The 18,606-nt window shown below is 38.0% G+C and carries 12 protein-coding genes; 8 read left to right on the forward strand and 4 right to left on the reverse strand.

What is annotated here, in order from left to right; all coding sequences use genetic code 11:
• From D5018_RS21600 to D5018_RS02620, 4 genes are all read left to right on the forward strand, one after another.
• On the forward strand, positions 1 to 3,490 hold a 3,490-nt coding region (locus tag D5018_RS21600; protein ID WP_165904983.1), incomplete at its 5' end, for a hypothetical protein.
• A complete protein-coding gene (locus tag D5018_RS02610; protein ID WP_121837429.1) occupies positions 3,487 to 4,527 on the forward strand; it encodes an ankyrin repeat domain-containing protein in 1,041 nt (346 codons plus the stop codon). The genes D5018_RS21600 and D5018_RS02610, both read left to right, overlap by 4 nt.
• A 587-nt stretch (positions 4,528 to 5,114) precedes the next feature.
• On the forward strand, positions 5,115 to 7,265 hold the full coding sequence (locus D5018_RS02615) for a hypothetical protein (protein ID WP_121837430.1): 2,151 nt from the start codon (positions 5,115 to 5,117) through the stop codon (positions 7,263 to 7,265).
• A gap of 283 nt (positions 7,266 to 7,548) precedes the next feature.
• The gene (locus D5018_RS02620; protein ID WP_121837431.1) at positions 7,549 to 8,706 is read left to right on the forward strand and encodes a cupredoxin domain-containing protein; all 1,158 of its coding nucleotides are present in this window, start codon (positions 7,549 to 7,551) and stop codon (positions 8,704 to 8,706) included.
• 499 nt (positions 8,707 to 9,205) lie between these two features.
• Here the strand turns inward: D5018_RS02620 and D5018_RS02625 are convergent, their stop codons facing one another.
• From D5018_RS02625 to D5018_RS02640, 4 genes are all read right to left on the reverse strand, one after another.
• Positions 9,206 to 9,478 carry a phytochelatin synthase family protein gene (locus D5018_RS02625; RefSeq protein WP_121837432.1) on the reverse strand — a complete coding sequence of 91 codons (273 nt, stop codon included), beginning with the start codon at positions 9,476 to 9,478 and terminating at the stop codon, positions 9,206 to 9,208.
• Positions 9,433 to 9,807 (reverse strand): phytochelatin synthase family protein, encoded by a 375-nt coding sequence (locus tag D5018_RS02630; RefSeq protein ID WP_121837433.1) that lies wholly within the window; start codon positions 9,805 to 9,807, stop codon positions 9,433 to 9,435. The genes D5018_RS02625 and D5018_RS02630 overlap by 46 nt, the downstream gene beginning before the upstream one ends.
• 28 nt (positions 9,808 to 9,835) lie before the next feature.
• Positions 9,836 to 10,339 carry a hypothetical protein gene (locus D5018_RS02635; protein ID WP_121837434.1) on the reverse strand — a complete coding sequence of 168 codons (504 nt, stop codon included), beginning with the start codon at positions 10,337 to 10,339 and terminating at the stop codon, positions 9,836 to 9,838.
• A gap of 140 nt (positions 10,340 to 10,479) precedes the next feature.
• A complete protein-coding gene (locus tag D5018_RS02640) occupies positions 10,480 to 11,394 on the reverse strand; it encodes a M14 family metallopeptidase (RefSeq protein ID WP_121837435.1) in 915 nt (304 codons plus the stop codon).
• 218 nt (positions 11,395 to 11,612) lie between these two features.
• Here D5018_RS02640 and D5018_RS02645 point away from each other — a divergent pair, with 218 nt between their 5' ends.
• From D5018_RS02645 to D5018_RS02660, 4 genes are all read left to right on the forward strand, one after another.
• Positions 11,613 to 13,550 carry an MOLO1 domain-containing protein gene (locus D5018_RS02645; RefSeq protein ID WP_121837436.1) on the forward strand — a complete coding sequence of 646 codons (1,938 nt, stop codon included), beginning with the start codon at positions 11,613 to 11,615 and terminating at the stop codon, positions 13,548 to 13,550.
• A 10-nt stretch (positions 13,551 to 13,560) separates the two neighbouring features.
• A complete protein-coding gene (locus D5018_RS02650; protein WP_121837437.1) occupies positions 13,561 to 16,374 on the forward strand; it encodes a hypothetical protein in 2,814 nt (937 codons plus the stop codon).
• 48 nt (positions 16,375 to 16,422) lie between these two features.
• Complete coding sequence (locus tag D5018_RS02655; protein WP_121837438.1) at positions 16,423 to 17,115, forward strand: SDR family oxidoreductase; 693 nt, start codon at positions 16,423 to 16,425, stop codon at positions 17,113 to 17,115.
• 123 nt (positions 17,116 to 17,238) lie between these two features.
• Positions 17,239 to 18,555, forward strand: a complete 1,317-nt coding sequence (locus D5018_RS02660; protein WP_121837439.1) for a hypothetical protein — start codon at positions 17,239 to 17,241, stop codon at positions 18,553 to 18,555.
• The last annotated feature ends 51 nt before the right edge of the window (positions 18,556 to 18,606 follow it).

An 18,606-nucleotide genomic window follows, 5' to 3' on the forward strand; every position in this document is an offset into this window, starting at 1 on the left:
AGTGGCTAAAGACAGTACCATTAGGCACATTAGTAACGGCGCATTTGGTTTTGTAGGAGGTTATGCGGCCAGCCAAGCGACAGAAGGTGCCATTAATTATGTAGCGAAAAGCATTCCGGTAGAAACAGCCACAAGCACTGGCTCAAGTGATAAGCCAGATGTCGTTACCGATAATAACAGCGATGTCTCTTATGATGCCCCCGAAATGGCTTCATCAATAAATATTACGTCTTCCCCTCAAGATGCTGGATTTAATGCATCTGATGTAGACTCACTCATTGATAAATTGCAGCAAAGGGCGGATAGGCCTCTAATACAAGCAAACGAACCTGTTGAAAACTTATATGCTGCTGGCTCCAAACAGCAGATAACGTCAAGGCGATTAATGGGAATTGCTGAAGATTATAATGAAAAGACAATTGGTGAAAGTCAAACTGAAGCGGCCTCTACGCACACAAGAGTAAAAAAACAACAAGAGTGTGTTAATTGTGTTGAAATGAAAGCTTCGGATAGTCGGGTGTGGTATATGCCCTTCACTAATCATGGTACTAGTGGGTGCGACGCAGATGAGCATCATTCATACTGCCCTGATGAACCATCATATATTTACCCATCATACTACTATGTAAAAGTTGTTAATACTAACTGCGATATAACCGTTCAAGGGGAATTATATTTTTCAACCTGTGGTCCGAGTATTAGCTATAACACGTGGACTGATTATAATAGACGAGATACAGGGAGTTGCTGCGGAGGGGGAAGTGGTGTTGCCATAAATACGGCGTGTGCTGGAAAAGGTGCTGTAGCAACATTGACCGCTAATGCAACACAATCTCCTTGTCGCCCCCCAGATTCAGTTGCCTATAGGTGTAAGGCAACCGAAAGTTATAATCTCATTGATGGGCCTCAATCTGTTTCATTTATATCCACAAGTCACACAGCTGCTCAAGCTAAATCAGGCATAAATAATGCAATATATGCCCCTTCTCGACACACGGTGATGACTAACGGTGGCTATCGACGAGTTTCATTTGGGGCACTTAGAGATAGGCTTATTGCTCAAGGTAAAACAGGTGTTATTTGCTCATCGGGACTACCTCAACAGAATACGATTAACTCGGATTTCATTTCATATTATGATTTGCTTCTGGCATTAAATCACATGGATACACCGCTTAGCCCTAGAATATGCCTCAACCCAAGCGCTATGCCAAGCAGCCCTTATGGAATCGCGGTGTCACTTTCTGATATCGCAAACCAATTTGCATCCGTCAGTAATCCAGTTCAATTTACAAGTGCATTACTCGTCGCGTCTGGAAACCAATTTACCAATTGGCAAAACATGGAAGCGCAGCTTAATGCCGCAAGCCACAATGGGGAAAAGTTATATGCTACCAATGGCTGCGTCAGTGCCGCTAATCGGTGGCGAGGCTTATCCATGCCAGTGTTGCAAGCAGCTTTCAATGGTGCGAGTAAAGTGACTGGGATATCATCGTCTGATTGTTCTTTACGGATTGAAGAGCCAAACCTGACGCCTATCAATGATACCGTTTCTTTGACGGCCATCGCTGAGTCCTATGCTTCCCAAAGCCCCTATTATGGTCAAGTTGGTGTTAAATTGGTCTCAGCAGAGTATATTCAGCATGGTAATGCACATTTACCTAAAAATTTAATAACAGGGTTTCTACCAACAAACAAACTCTGTACCCAACTTCCTTCCCAGCAACCTAGTATAAATGATGCGTATAAAGCGCTAACAAATAATGATTTATCGTCTGCATTTCAGGGGGCATGTTCAACTGTAGATTTAGTTACAAAAGTGTTAACTCTAGATTTTCATTATCCAATACGTTCGATCCCTTTATCAAACATTACTTCTCATCCAAACTATCCCTTTTTGGAATTGGAACCAAGATCCCCTTTTATTCTGTTAAGCTACAATGATAAAGTTGTATGCCTTGATGAATTGCTTGCGGCCATTCGTTCTTTGTATCCTAAGGCGAATAGTTTCTGTGGTGAAAGCAGTTACTCCCCTTTCAATTTTGCATCGATTCTGCAGGGGGATTTAGTGAAAGCGTTTAATGCAACTCCGAGTGCACCTCAGCAGTGTTCCAACTCCATATCACCAAGAAAGTTTGGCAATGTGGTTTCACTCCAAACTGTTGCAGATACGTTTAATCACTCACCATCAGTTAAGCTCGAACCTACCGATGTTGTCTATAGCACAGAATCACACGATGGTGTCACTTGGGGTAATCTAACATCTCACTTAACCAATAATACTCTGATATATAACAGCTGTGTAGATGATGAGTTTGCCTTTAGAAATATCAGTGCTGATGAGCTCGCGCAAGCACATGCTGCAGCTCCAGTAGCGAAGCCAGTCGAATTAGGGGATTGCAGTGAAGGAGTTGAGGTAGTTACAGAAAGTGACATTCTTCCGCTTGCTGATGCGGTCGCAGACGCAACCAGAGGATTTGGCAGTAACGGCGTGACAGGAGGTACACAAAAAATTAATGTTGAGGGAGCAATCGTTAATTGGACTGACATTGCAAAACAGTTGCCAGTAGAAAAACAGTGCCAAACCTTACCTGAAAACTCGACAGCTAATGCTCATACTACCTTTAAAAACTTAACCAAATCTGAAGTGGAAGCCGCTGCGGCTGAACACCTAAACCTACTATGTGATGAAGATACTGCGTTTGTTGCAGAAGAAGAAAGTCAACTTGGCGTACCAATTGAGAGTATACCAACTAAAGCCAATTTTCGAGCGCTAGCCACTGTTGATGAGAGCACCTTATTTTCAGATGGTACTTCAAAGGCGGTTAACCTCAGTCAGTTCACAAAAACATTAAACCAACTCTTTCCTAATGCCATTTGCCTTGGCGAATTGGGAGGCTCGGCACACTTACAAAGACTCACTCAAGCTGATTTACAGCAAGCCTTTGATGCCACGCCTCCGGCACCAATAGCTCAAGAGTGCATTGAAGCTGCACCGCCGAAGAAATACGGTACTGTGGTTGAACTAGAGGAGTTAGAAAATCAAATAATCCAAAACCATACGATAAAGCTCAATGGCACGGATTTAGTATTTGATAATGAATATGTCACTTGGGAAAGTATTGTTGAGCAACTACCCGAAGACTATTTTAAAGAGCATGGCTGCATAAATGATGAGCATACTTGGAGGCAATTGTCTCTTGAAGTATTTCGAGATGCATATGATGCTGCTAACACTACAGCCAACGTCACGCCTGATGATTGCTCAGCACGAATTGATAACTTTATGGCGCAAATGTCACCGACTTCTATCAGTGAAGTAGCATCGGCTTTTAATCGTTATCCTGACTTTGGTAATGCGGGGCTATCACTAGGGCAAGATTTGCAAATTAGGCTGAATGGTAGTGTCGTTCAATTTAAGGATATTTTACCGTTTTTTCCTGAAGAAAAGCGTTGTTACTACTCCCTCAAGCTACGCCTTCCAGTATGAAAGATAATAGATTTAAAGCTATAACAGACGAAGAGTTAACCTCTGCAATTTTAGAATACATCAGATCAGTTACACGCGCACCTACAGATGCTAGCCCTTCCAGTGGTATTCCTACAAACGATATTCCTAGAAATGATAATAACATCGGCAGTATTGTTGGTGGAGTAGTCGGCACAGTTGTAGGTGTAACCCTTATTAGCATTCCAATAGCTCTGCTTATTTATTTTGTAAAACGACAAATGCAGGCTCAAAGTCTTACTTTGAAAAAGACGGAAGAGGGGCTCGATGAAGCCTGTAAAATTACTGAAGGCGCTATACAGCAAGGGAGTGAAGGTATAACAGGGGTAATGCAACAAGCAGCTCGAGATTTGAACGTAAAATCAAATGCACAATATTATGTCGCAAATAATACCCCTCAGCATGATGCTTCTAAAATCCAACCAAGTACTGTGGTTAGCTTTAGAGAGCTTGAGCAAAGAAGCTTAGCGGAAGAAAGACTCTCTATAAAGCCAACAAAACCAAGTGCAACCTCAACTTCAACCAAAGTGCTACCGAGTGCAGTACCGCCAGTCTCACCTTCACCGAAGCAAGTAAAACTTCGGACTTTACCCGCAGCATGCGAATTGAATGAAGAGCTGATTTCAAGCTTGAAAGATGCTTGCTTTAAAGGTGACCTTGTACGATTAAAACGCACATCACCTAAAAACTTTAACGTTAATCAGCTACTACCACATCATAGTACTGGAGATAAAGTTAGCCTATTGCATCTTGCCTGTGCATCAGGGCAAACACATATTGTTCATTATTTGATAGAGCAAGGAGCCGATGTCAACCTTTCATCAGCTTTGAGCATGACACCACTTTATTTGGCCACTCTGCGAAGAAAAACGGAAGTAATAAAACAACTGCTAAAAGCCAATGTCGATATCAGTATTCAATCACAAAGCCAAACGCCACTTGAGTTAGCTATTGCTCAAAAGGATGATGAAACTATTCGTCTGTTACAAGGCAATCAATCAAAAACAAACCCAAAATAGTAGTAAATGACTTTAATGGTAATGCCTAAAATTTAATTAACGTGATTCTTGTTGAGCTGTTAGTTTTTGGTCATAAAAATACTTTTTGATTTTAGGTTTTTAAGTGGGGTGCACTGTATTTTTGTTGTGAGTTTATCCAAGTAATAGCAATGCTTAGAGTTTGTGAACTAGCGCATTTTTGTCCATTTTCGAGTCAATTCTGAACACAGGCTGACACGAAAATGCCCCTAAACTACTTAGTGTTTTCACTCTAACGCTCTTGAATTTAGATCCAGATTTTTCCTTTATTCCATAGACCTATTTTTTATTCTTTTTTAGTCGAAATTGGAGGTTAATTTTTACTCACAAATAGAGGCAGGTAATCAATGTGTTGAGTATATTTAGGCTAGTTCTAGTTATTGATTCAACCAAATAAATAATCGAAGCCTATTATTGGCAGCTTTAACTGATAACCCTACGGATACTGTTAGTATTTGAACAAGGGCTTTAAACAATTTTACTCACCTTTTAACTTAACTTTTCATTCAATATTTATTCATTGTATGTATGGTAAATAAAATACATTCATATATTTACTTAGAAAAAATATGGCGGCTCGGGCTGAAGTTTTATCTTGTGTTTCTCCTGATTCTGGTGCTCCTATTGGATACCAAAGCTACGCAGAAGGAGAAACAAATTATTTCACCTTAGATACAAGGCGTAGGTATATTGCTGAGCAAAAATGTGTTGATGGGGAAACTTTTCTTATAAGTGAAGGGATTAACGGTGGTAGACACTTCAACAGTAGTAATAGTAGAGAAAGAAGCCCTATTTTTTTTCGTTATAATCAAAAAGGTAAACGTGAGCATCGTCGACATCTTGAATCCTTAGATAGATTTCATCCTAGTCCTAGCCCAGAACCTTTCATAGTTGATGAACCATCACATTCACTACCAAGTGAATACGTAATTCAGGCTTTATCTTCACTAAAAAAGAAAGTGCACTCAGCTGATCTTGAGATTCGATTTTATCCTTGTGTTAGCGAATTTTTGCCAACCGATTTTAAAGTCTCTCAAGAGATTATGCGAAGATATTGGGAGCATTTCAATTTGTGTAGTAATGTCTCAATACTTGAACATTGTATGACCATATCTTTAATGGCTTGTTTCAATAACCAGAGATTAGTTTTTTCACAGAGCCTTCCCAATAACTTTCTTAATGATAGTGGCTATATTGCTTTGGCCTATAATGCTGAATACCCTAAGAGGGCATTTGGTAGCGAGCAGGTTTTCTTTAACTATATCGGACTTATTCGATTGTTACAGGATATAAGAAAAAGAGAATTTGCTACAGACGCAATAATCCGTTTTTGTAATGCACATAAAAAATATCCACGCCTGATAAAAGCACTTTTGCTCGAGCTTCATGTTATGGGGTTTCCAATTGAGACAATTTGTCCTGTCGCTATAAATGTTTTTATTGATGCATTAGCAATAGATGATAGGTGGTTAAATGATATTTATCAGCTTACATTGGTTTGTGAAAGCTACTCTTACGAAGTAATGCTTAATCTATACAAAACGATCGGTAACCACCTAAAGTCAAAAGATATTCCTGATAAATGTATATTACATTTGCTTAGGTTTTTTGACGATACAAGGTTCGAAACGCAAGGTAATAGATTGTGTTTTAATAAGATGCTGATTAAAGCATGGAGTAGAGCGATTACTAGAGACGTTACTTATATTTATCGATTTCAGGTTGATCGTTTTCAAACGGCGGATGAGCGAAAACAAGTTGTTAGTTTATATACGGAATGGGTTAAAGCTTTAGTTCGTTTGCAGGATAATGAGCAGCAAAAAGAAATAGTCACTAAACAGCTAGGTCTTTTAGAAGGTGTCTTTGATATTGTAAAGAAATACGTAAATGAATATGCAAATAAATATGATGGAAAAGAGGTTGCTTTCAGATTTAGCTATATAGGCTTGTTGGGTTATAGTTGCTTATTACATCAAGTAGATCATCAACTTATTAGAACCAGATTATCAAACTTTGAAAATGAGGTGCTTAATTTTGAAACGTTTTGTAAAAGGCCGTTAGCGCAATTTTATGCTAATTTATCATTAAATAACCCACAATATACTTGGTTTTCTGAACGTTACTTAGATGATTTAATGAAAAGTGGAAATGTTGATGATGTAAGAAGCGCGTTACATACAATTTCAATTTTACTAAAGTGTGAGTCTTTTACATATAAAAATTTCGAACCAAGAGTATTATGGTGCGTGAATCGTCATGACTTTGCTTTCTTTACACCGATAATCAAAGAAGCTTTAAATCAAAAAAGATATGAAGTTGCTTTGAACATTTTTGAAAAAGCGCGAGGAGTTGGAGTTATAAACGCAACACCTGCTTATGGTGTTAATTCTACTGATACATTTTTATCCCTCTATATGGACGGAAAACGTTTTTTTAAAAATGGATACAGAAAAGTCATACCAATTGAACTATGTTACATTGCGTTACTTTGGTGGGTAACAAAGGGAGTAAAGAGCAGGGGGGTTACACGTATTTCCTGTATTGAATGTATTATTTGTTTTCCGTATCCACCTAACTCTATCGTTGAACTTAAGCAGCTGATTAAAGCTCACCCACTTCCTAAAATAAATTATTTGAGGTTTCATGAAACTGAATCCAGTGTAGTTTTGTTTTGGGATAGTCCCATTAAAGTATCAGGTGATGATTATTATTTCTATTAGTTGTGTTTGCTTTCGGTACTCTGTGTGGTCAGACTAGTGTGATTTTTTATTTATACATTATCGCTACATTCATTGTTTAAAAAACCTCAATTCCTTAACTCTTTGATATTGGATAACAAACAGCATGGTTAGAGTTTATACTCTTTTGGTAGCCGTCTAACTAGATGATTTAATTAGAGTTGTGGCTCTTTTTTGAGCGTGAGTATTCTATTGATTTAAATCACAACAATCTATAACCTCCGCAAAATAACAATAGTTAGAAATCATTGTTTGGAGAGTTTTTATGCTAAAAAGAAATACCAAAATTACGACAATTACGGCATTGTTAGCCTCTGTACTTGTCTGTAGTTCGGCTATGGCTGAGCGGATCACCCTTAACCTTTCAAGTTCCATTTCCAATTTGCCTGTAAATATTGGCGATAACATTGAAGTCGTGTCACCTAAACCGGGCAGATTGATTAATGTATCTAAAGAAGCTTATGATTCTTGTGATATTGATGCTATCAAAGCTAGTCGCAAAGTGATGGGTGATTTTGCGAGTAATGAGGGCGAGTTAAGACCTGTAATATTGTTAATTAAAAAATTTCCACCTTTAGATATTTTCCCGATATATCGTGATGGAAAAAGTAATTATTTCATTGTTCAAGACGATGAGGATTCAAATCAAAGGTGCTTAGCCAATGATGGAAAATTTACTTTAAATATTATTGATCCCAACAGGCCTCCGAAAAGATATTCTTTTGATATTACAAACCCTATCCCAAATCTATCGGTTAGGCTCAATGATGTTTTAGCTGTTAATTCAGTTGAAAAAGGACGATTAATACGTGTATCAAAAGAGGCGTTTGAAACTTGTAATATTGATGCAATTAAACAAAGCCGCCTAACTATCGGTGATTTTGAACCTAAAGATGGAGAGCCGTGGACCTTATATATCAATGTTCGCAAGTTGCACGGTGGTTTAGATGGGATCCCGACTTACAAAAAAGGTCACACGTATTACTACATTGTTCAAGATGACAAAAACTCTAATCAAAAGTGCTTAGATGGTAATGGTAAGTTTACTTTTACAACAGAGGGTAAAGAGCCACTAATTACGCAAGAAGATATTGATAAAAGCCTTGTTGCTGATATCCGCATGATTAACCATGTTGAATTGAACAAACATAAACATACAGGTGAGTACAGAGTACGAAGCATTGATAAAGATGGCCGAATTAAACTCAGTTATTTAAACGGTATTCATTTTAATCATACCAATGTTCCATCCAGAAGAAATAAAGTATTTTGGGTTGTCATGCAAAATGATGTTAGATACGTTTATTCAGGTCAATTAGGTTGGCATGCGAAAGATGGTGGCTATGCTTTCTTAATTCGAGACAATAGTAGTGACCCTTATCCAAAAGTAAATTCTGGGTTTGTAATTGAGTCAATTCATTAAATACTTTTAATGTGCACTGCCTGCCAGTACATATTTTAATTGTCATCCATTTTACAAAATATTAAAGGCATCAAAGTGATGCCTTTTTCTTAGGTAAATCATTTATACCAATTTGCATTCAATAGTGATCGCTCAGCTGTAGCTAAAGGCTTCAAGAGCAAGGCGCAAGTTTGAAATACTATCGGGATAATATAAAAACTTGCAACGAAGCTATAGAAGCCTTTAGCGCAGCCCTTTGGGAGTGTGCCAGTGGCCCAATTACTGTCAAAATTTCTTTGACATAGAGTGGCTATGACTGCAGAAATTTTGTTTGTACTTGAACCACTGGCATCACTCTGAGTCGATCACATTTGAACGCAAATTGGTATTACTTTGAAAGTGAGTGAGGAAAAACCAACAAGCCTCTATTGCGATTACTATCAGTATCTATTTTCTGAGCCGACTCATAGAGTGCATTTGGGGATATTCAAACAGGTGGATATTTGTACCTAGCAACATCTTAAATTAAAAAACGATCAGATTTTGGGTTGTAAGCTGCAATAGGTAAGAAATGTCCACTTCCGACTTGTTTCACATCTTTTCTACCATAATTGATGATCACAAAACCATGGCTTAGGCCATCAATAATGATACGTTTAAATTGCTTTAAATTTGGTATGTTGCTGCCGAATATCATTTTTACATTTGGTACATATTTCTTACTCAGATTGTAAACTTCTTCTAATATTATGCCGTGATGATTAATAATGGCAGGTGGGATTTTTTTTCCAATACCTTGTTGTTATAAACAATGTTGTGTTGGTTGTAAATTTTGTAAGGGAAGTGCTCTGGAGCAGTAGTGGGCTTAAAGCCCATCGCATTCAAAACCATAACAACAGAAGCTGGACCACAGTAAGCTAAACCAGTTTCAGTCACATAATACCGTGACAATGACCAATAATCCTGGCTAAATTTTTGTGGCGATCTGATGAGTTGCAGAATACCATTAGCCGAAACGAGTCGAATTAAATTATGGGGAACGGGCAGGTTGTTGGAACTTGCAAAACAGCCGAAGCTGCAAATAAAAGAGAACAGAGTGATACTAAGTAGCTGTTTTTTCATATCAAATATATGTCCTGATCCTTGCAGATTAAGTTGAGCTTTTTAAAGTAGTAACGTTTTGATATTTCACAGTTTGTTTAATTTCCCAATGCATAAAAAATTTACTGGCTTGGGTAGTCATTACTGTTTTAACTGGAATGAGGAGCTTTGATGCTGGTTGATACCGATACTCGGTTTGAAACTTAAAATCATGGTTATTAATGTTCTTATGATAAACATTAATCACTTTATTATTGCTTACCTTTAAATTACTGCACTCTAATTTTTCTTCTCTAAAATACTCTGTGGCTTTACCTATGTCATCCATACCACCTTTTACCAATATTTTTTTATTTGAGTAACTGGGCTTCTGCTGTTTATAGATTACATGTTCTGTTAAGTCAGAGCGTTTTATGCCATCGACTAATACAGTTACTTGTTTATCGAATGAAAAGTCAGTTTGATTAAGGTGTGCGAGCCCTGCTTGAAATTGAGTGCAGGCTATTGATAAGTTTGATGTTAACAGCAAGCCTACTGCTAATAGAGTTTTCATGGCATATCAATTGAAAGAAATAATTCATTGATATTAGGTTGGTGTTTTATGTGTGTAAATGAATAACTGAGAATCGTTCAGCTTGTATACTCGTGATACTTGAAAGTTGCGTCTTCAGTTATCACGAGCATGATTATTAATTAACGAATTGATAGCAAATAATCTAATCCACCAGTAATTGCTGCTACCTGCGCCAAATTACATTCTTCTTCGGTTACACGAGGGCTGTCGGGATAAACCTCTGTAGTCGTGCAATAAGTGCGATCAGTAAAACCTGCACATAATCCTAGCGTTTTAGTCGGGTAGTTGATAACGCCATCTTGCTCGATGGGCTTACTTAAAATTTGTCCATCTTCTTCAGGTGGAGCAATATGAGTAATCTTGCGAACTGAATCAATAATGGCTTTTTGGAAGTCAGGTTGGGGTATATCTGAATCCCCCACAAGATAAAAACCATCAGGAATAGTGCCGGCAACATAATCTTTACCATCTCTTGCTGCAAGAGCAGGACGAAACTCTTCTTCGTCTGAGTCTGTGGTTTCATGCAGGTCTATATGTGCTAGAACCCTAACATTCAAGCTTTTGACAAACGCCATGGCTTGAGCGGCTTCTTCAGATGGACTGTTTGCATAAAAAGAGCGATTAGGATCCACAGCGTTTGGATTCCAGCGGTTGATGGTTTCATAACCCCAAGGGCTAATGCAAGGTAGAATTATAACGTTGAAGTGTTCAACATAGTATTTTGCATGTTGCTTTGCAAAAAGAATCGCACCTTGCACGCCGCTTGTTTCATAACCATGAACACCACCGGTAATTAAAATGGTTGGTTTATTGTCATGCCAGTGCTTGGAGGTTAACGCGTAAAGAGGGTATCGATTAGGTTTGATAGGCAAGCTACCGTACTGGCTGACTTTGAAAAGCTCTGATACAGCTTCCAGTTTATAGATTACTTCAGTTTTGTATTCGCGTTTAATTTCTGTTTGGGCTAACCAAGCCTGTTTTTCTGCTTGTTGCCAAGGTGTGTTAGGAGTGCCGATTGGGTAGAAGTTACTCATTTTGTCTCTTAATTTAGGATTTTCACATAGCTTAATACGAGAGTGATTTTAGTGGCAACAATTGCTTTTGGATTAAAGTATAAAGCCAACAAAATCAGTGAATAAAAGGCATCAGTATGAAGCAAGTTTAATTTATAAAATATTCAACTGTAATTCTTTAATAAATAGATTTTGATAGATTCATTAACAATCAATTAAGGTTGTGGTGAAAAAAAATTATGGCTTCATGTGGAGTTACACAAATTAGTCCTGTCGTCGACCCCAATGCTCAATTGTCAGATGAACAACAATTATTTAATCAAATAAAACAAGCAATAGCTAATAACAAACTTGAACAGTTCACTCAATTAGTGAACTGCTCCCAATTTAAAGTGGCATATCAAGATAGATCTCCTTCACCCGATCACCCTGCTGGTACACAAAATAATGTCATCCATGAAGTGTTAGGAGCGAGCAGTCATAGAAGAGATGAAATGTTGACTGTTCTTTTGAACAAAAAAGACATAATCCATGAATTGTTTGTTTTAAACGCCATGGGTAAAACAGCAGTACACCTATTATTCTCATCATTTAATAGGTGTACAGAACCTTGCTGTAAGCTACTCGTAAGTCATTTGAATCATGAATATTTAGTTCAAGCTATGAGTATGCCTGATTCTGATGGAAATACAGTATTTCATCTTTTGGTTGCCAGCCTTAAAAGCAAAAACGAATTTGAGTCTACACAAGCAACAGCAGTTATCGCCAAGAAAATGTTAACTTTAATGACAGAGACATTCAAATTAGCGCCTGAAAAACTCCCTTTGCTATTTAATAACAGGAATACCCAAGGTCAGTCAGTTGGTTGCATATTGGATGAGCTGGTGTTTGAGTTGAAAAAAGAAGGCGCGACTTCTCAGCAAAAAAAGTTAGCGGTGCTATTGATGAAAAACCAGCTTAAGCAGCTACTAAAGAAATATAATGTGGTACTTGAGAGCAGTGTTGTTAATAGTTTTACACTTTCTGAGCTGCGAAATGAAACACCTCAAACGGAAACTCCGTCGATGAAAGGTAATGACTATTTAGTAAGCCTGCCCGACGATGGACCCTCCCAAACACAGCCTGACAAATTCAGTATAATGGGGAAGCAAGTTAACCAAGCTTTTCCTTTAAGTGCCAGCGCTCCGAATGCATCGCTTACGCAGTCGTTTTTCATCATGCCAGTGGATGGTGCATCTAACCCTCAATTAATAGATGGGGAAAAAACGAGGGGATTGATTGATTGCTCAATAGCTAAGGTGCCTCAGCCTCAATATTTAACAGAACAAAAACAATGGGGGAATTTTAATCAAATCAAAACATCTTTAGGGGGAACAATACAAGGGAATGAGCAACATTCAAATCCGAGTTTTCAACTTGTACATAAAGCTGATGATTTCACTGCTTCTAGACAGTTGCAACCTAGCACGGTTTCAACATCTACTTATTATCCAAAAGCTTCAGCTTATCCTCAGCTTCATACTCCTTCATATCAAGAATTTGCACATTGGAGTGTAGATACAAGAGGTATTGTTTTAGCTAGACCTGACTTCTGTTTATCTGAGGATTTAATCACATCGCAATGGGAGAAAATGGTAGCGTTGTTTATAGAAGAGGTAAGAAAGACAGATAGAAATTTTTACACTCCAGAGGTATGTGTTCTCTTTCGTCAACTAATAGAAGAAGAAGAGATTAAAGCGTACTTTAAAAAAGACGTTTTTATAAAATGGCCTGGCCACGTTAAAGGTATGGACGCTATTCTTAATTGGTTGAAATTCGAACTCACACAAGACCTTCAAAAAAAACAATCTCGACTTACCAAACAACCTTTGATTGCAAACACTGAAGCCACTGATAGTCAACAACTTGCAGAGATATCTTCGAAACCTCAAATATCAGTCCCTGCAGTGCAGATTAAGTTATATTCAGAAGACCAATGGAATCTCGATAAAAAGCAGTTTATAGACGACTTAATTCGAAAAAAACCAAGAGAATTTTCTCATAAGGATGTCAGAGCATTAGAAAGAACGATTAACGCTAATAGACCTCGATTCGAAGTCTATTTTCAACATCGAGAAATAGGGGAGGCATTTACAGGAACATTTGTTTCATGGCTCAAAGCGGGGGGGGGTAAGTAAATTCGGGATAATGTCTCGTCAAGATTTTAAACCTGAGATATTCCCTGTAGAACTTTCAATTGCACCACAAAGGCCAGAACATCAGACGGCTGGAGATGATTGCACACCAGAGCAGACTTCTATGGCTTCAATGGTGCCTCAAATACCTTTAGAAAATACAAGAATAGTCGATCGACAACAAGGCTCGACAACACCAATAGAGCAAGATGAACCTGTAGTAATAGCAGCTGTTGATGTGCGCCAGCCTATATTTACAGAGGAAAAAAGAGCAATCGATGATGTGACCGAGAAGGAAGATAAGTTACCTACCAAAGGGGTGGTAGATATGTCGGCTGTAGGGGCTAGCATTACATTAGATGAGTTATGGAGAGCCGATAAAGATGAGTTATTTCGAGTCTTAACTACAAAATATTCTGGTACCTTTACAAGTCAAGATCGCCAAGCATTTGATTCTGCATTAGAAGCTAACAAAGATGAGTTTAGTGGCTTTTTTCGAATCTGGGATGCAAAACAACCCATTCACGATTGTCGACTCGCTAAGTTAGTATCGTTGGTTCATCCAAAAACTGTTCATGACAGTCCAAAGGCAATAGCAAAACTGAAAAGCCTTGGTGCAGCTACTCATCGTCACGAACTAGAGACTGTAAGCAAACAAGATAGCTGGGACATGACTAAAACTAAAGTCATGAGTATCTTGTATGAAGAAGATATGATGACATTTAGCTTCACGAATGCTCCTCTAGTAAGTCAAATCTTAGATGAAGTAAAGAAAGAGGCAATGGCGGCATATAACCCAACTCAACAACAACTAACACCTGAATTTGTAAAAAACATTAAAATGCAAATGCAATCTGCTTTGACTCCCCTTCAAAAAGTGATTGCAACCAAAACAGTGGATTCTCAAGCTTCAAGAGTGGTTTCTCAAGGGCAAGCAAAGCTGCATATTGAACAATGGGAGGATGTTAAAAATAGATTTGCAATGGCACTAAATAAGTTCAATGACGGCCTGTTTCCAATGGCTTGTTTAGAAGTGCTAAAACAAATTTTAGAGAACAAGAGAGTACATTATGAAGCAGCATTAGTTGGTTGGAATGGTAAACAACCATTTCCTGAGAAGTTCAATAGCATCATATCTGAATTAGCTGGACATCCAAATATTACGGCCATTTCGAGCTATAAGGCTCCTGTTATTAGAACCAGACGGCCAGAGCAACAACAGGCTGCTCCAAGAATCACTCAAGTGCCAAGATCTGATAATGTCGCTAAGCCTGTAATTCGTGTAGATCATGCGGCACTTTACCAAAAGCTCAATCGAGCTCGCTTGCTTAATGGTGAGCCTTCTTTCGATGAAATGATGCAAAAAATAAAGCCTGAATTCATGGTTGATCATGATGCATTTGCACAAAAGTTAAATATTTTCCGGTTACTGCAGCAATATAGTTTAGGACTACCGCAAGAGTCGATAAGAGGCTCGAGATATCTAATAAGACCAGATGACTTCTTTATGTTGGTGAATAACGATGTTTTAGTGTCAAGTGATTACGCCAGAGTTGAGACCAAACATGATGAACAAATTAAACCGCTAATTCGAAGACTCACTTTGCAGCATGCTGATCCAAAACTTACAGCCATTGGTCTGTCGCATTGGGGAAACACTTGTTTCTTCAATACTGCTATACAAATTATGATAAGAACATTGCCTGAAAGCGTATTATCTGAACTAGAACAAAAGCGTTTTCCTTGCGGCTACACCCAAAATGTTGCTGATGCTTTGGTAGGAATCATTTCCGAAGGCAAGCGAATCCTTAGGAAAGAGCAACCACCAGCTAGGCTTACTTACCATGAAAGGAAATTGCATCGAGCATCACATGAACTAGCAAAACAAGTTGGCTTTAAAAACTGTTTAGATGATGTTTTTACTCATACTAGGTTAAATGAGCAAAGAAAGAGTCAAAACGATTTAGTTAGGAAGCAGGAGATAGATGAATTAGTTAATGGTGATGCAGGTGATACCGTTGATGGATTTTATGAAGTCTTAGGGTTGAATACTAATCCTGTATTTGCTGTGGCTAAGCGTAAATGTGACGTTGCTTTATATGGTAGGAAACAGGTTGTAAGGCCAAGTGGCAGCCCTGAGAAATCTACCAGAAGTGTTGAATTATTTCCTTTTGGGTTTGTTGAGAAGGACAACACCAGAGGGCTTACTATGTTGGATTGGTTTGAAGAATATTGTAACCCTGATTTTGGGGCGAGAACTCCGCAAAGTAAGGTTTGGGAGCTTAGTTCAGCGACTTCCAATCGAGTTGAAGCAGTAAGATTACAGACAAAAGAAAAATCGATTTTAGAAATTGATCGCCAGAACTTCAGCCAATTGGATTTTAGTTTTTGTGTGCAAGATGCGCCTAAATTAAGAGCTATGTTGAGAGAGACATTCTGCAGAACTGGATTCAATTTGACTATTCCTGTTATCGATCATCATGGATGTTTTGGATCTTGTCTCTTAACTACTGAATTGATTGTATTACACCGCAATACTAGAGATGACACCATACGGTCACGTGCTGAAAATAAAAGTGAGCATGCACACGATTCAGGCGGTCACTTTATTTTGATGAGTAGAAGCGTTTCTGATGGCCACGAGTTCGTGACTTTTCAAGATGATTATAGAGATATGTCATTTAAAGATTTTCGTGAACACAACGATCGAGATGGTAGAGTAAAGGGTGAACGCATATGGACAAAGCCAATGGATGTGATTGCTGTAGATAATTTCACACCTGTAAGAGTGATCTATAAAGTACAAAAAATAGATTGGGATCGCTAAGTCAGTTAATATTTGCATTTACAAACCATTTGAGTCCTAGGAATTACCATGAGTAAAACACTATTTATTACAGGCGCAAATAGAGGTATTGGCTTAGCATTGACCAGAACCTATCTAAGTGATGGTTGGCAGGTAATTGCAACTTGTCGGAACCCTGAAAATTCAACAGAGCTAACCACCTTATTAGATGAGTTTGAAAAGCTCGATATCTTTGCTTTAGATGTAACCAATTACGATGATGTGGCAGAACTTTCAATTGAACTTAAAGGCGCCGAATTCGACGTTTTGATTAATAATGCTGGTTACTATGGCCCAAAAGGTTATGGCTTCGGGGAAACTGATATTAATGAATGGCGAAAAGTTTTTGAGATCAATACGATTGCACCACTTAAATTGATTGAATCCTTTTACCCACAATTAAAATCAGCGCGCGGCTTGGTGGTAAATATGTCATCAAAAATGGGCTCAATGGGAGATAACTCAAGTGGAGGAAGTTACATTTATCGCTCCTCAAAAGCGGCATTAAATGCGGTAACCAAATCCCTTTCTCTAGACGGTTTAATCGACGGTGTTAATGCTGTTGCACTTCATCCAGGTTGGGTGCAAACCGATATGGGTGGACCCAATGCATTGATTACACCTTTAGAGTCTGCTACGGGATTGAAATATGTCTTAGATAATTTTACAAAAGAGCAAAATGGGGGCTTTTTTGATCCTAAAGGTAACCCGATTCCTTGGTAAATATAAAAATAATTGGAGATTTGATGCTTACCATGTAGTGACTTTTACATCCTATACAGTCTAAATTAAGGATTGGTGTTGCTTAATAGATATTGGTCATAACTATATGAAGAGAATTAAATTTTGACCGTTCAGTATACAAACATATTTGCTTGTTCGACAGCTTTAAAAGTACAATCAAGATATCTGCAAAACTGTTTACCTGTTGATTCATTACTTTCCAGTTTACGTTATAACGGTATTAGTGGTAATGAATATGAAGAAGTGAAGGCCTGCACAACACCAAGTACACGAGCTGCAAAGTTAATTGGGTATATAATAACAAATACTAATGCTAACGGGGCAGAGGTGTTCTCGAAATTTATGAATGCACTTGAGGTGAATGGTAGTAAGGTAATAGCAGCTCGCTTAAAAGAACAGTATGTCGCATGTCGAAATTCACCTTCGAAATTTTTACAATACCTTGAACATGAAACAACAGTTACTAAACCTGTATCTGCATCTTTTGTACCTTCTGTTAATAAGTCGGAATTGGAGCAATTAATACAGCAGCAGGAAACGGAACTGTCGGATGTGAAAAAAAAAGCTGAAGAATTGGAAGCAAAACGATTAACGTTGGAAAGTAGTGAATACTCTCTTAAAATTAATCTAAGAAAAAGAGAAAGAGAATTAGAAGAAAAAACTAAAGAAAATGAGGTGAAAAATAGAAAGATTACAAAACTTGAAGAAGAACTAAGAAATCCAGAAACGCACCGAGGAGTGCTTCAAACTAATAATGAACTACTCAAAATTGAACTTAAGAAGATGATCATTGAAGCATCAGAGTTGGACGTAAAGCTCAAGAGCACAACAGAAAATTTTAAAGCTGTTTGCGAGCAGAGGGATGAGAATTCAAAGCGAATCATTCAATTAGAAGCAGAAAAGAGCGAATTAACTGGGGTCATCTCAAGGCAGGTCACAGAAAAAGCAGACAAAGACAGAGAAATTGCAAGTTTAAAAGAGCAAAACCGTTTGCTTACGATTAAGTTACAACATACAGAGGCAAAACTAAATCAGTTTAAAGTGAGCAATGGGGGATCTTCAATTGAAATGATGGATACCTTACCAGCTCCAGCTAAATTAATTGACGGCGACTACGCATACACTGATGTTCCAAATATCAGTGTGCGTAAATATGATGCTTGTTATTCGGCTGTAACAACAGCAATAGGCGAATCAGGGGTATCTGAAGCTCAAAAAATTGCTGGAAAATTATTTTCAAATGGCATTATATCAAATCGTCAAAAAGAAGAACTGCAAAAGTATGAGTTACACCGCTTCAGATATGCCGAAAGTCTGTTTGATCTATTGAGAAGGCAAATAAATGCTAATGATGGTAAAATTTCCCAAGATATGTGGAATTGCTTTCCTCTGTGGGTAAAAGACATATATATATCGTAAACATTATCCATTTATAAAAGCAAGCCCGATGTTATATTCGGGCTTATTCAT

This window comes from Parashewanella curva (assembly GCF_003675895.1).
GTDB classification, from domain to species: domain Bacteria; phylum Pseudomonadota; class Gammaproteobacteria; order Enterobacterales; family Shewanellaceae; genus Parashewanella; species Parashewanella curva.

Coding starts and splice junctions, on each gene's coding strand:
- D5018_RS02650 (WP_121837437.1), top strand. CDS start 13,561: ATGTCTCGTCAAGATTTTAAACCTGAGATATTCCCTGTAGAACTTTCA.
- D5018_RS02620 (WP_121837431.1), top strand. CDS start 7,549: ATGCTAAAAAGAAATACCAAAATTACGACAATTACGGCATTGTTAGCC.
- D5018_RS02610 (WP_121837429.1), top strand. CDS start 3,487: ATGAAAGATAATAGATTTAAAGCTATAACAGACGAAGAGTTAACCTCT.
- D5018_RS02645 (WP_121837436.1), top strand. CDS start 11,613: ATGGCTTCATGTGGAGTTACACAAATTAGTCCTGTCGTCGACCCCAAT.
- D5018_RS02635 (WP_121837434.1), bottom strand. CDS start 10,339: ATGAAAACTCTATTAGCAGTAGGCTTGCTGTTAACATCAAACTTATCA.
- D5018_RS02615 (WP_121837430.1), top strand. CDS start 5,115: ATGGCGGCTCGGGCTGAAGTTTTATCTTGTGTTTCTCCTGATTCTGGT.
- D5018_RS02640 (WP_121837435.1), bottom strand. CDS start 11,394: ATGAGTAACTTCTACCCAATCGGCACTCCTAACACACCTTGGCAACAA.
- D5018_RS02655 (WP_121837438.1), top strand. CDS start 16,423: ATGAGTAAAACACTATTTATTACAGGCGCAAATAGAGGTATTGGCTTA.
- D5018_RS02630 (WP_121837433.1), bottom strand. CDS start 9,807: ATGAAAAAACAGCTACTTAGTATCACTCTGTTCTCTTTTATTTGCAGC.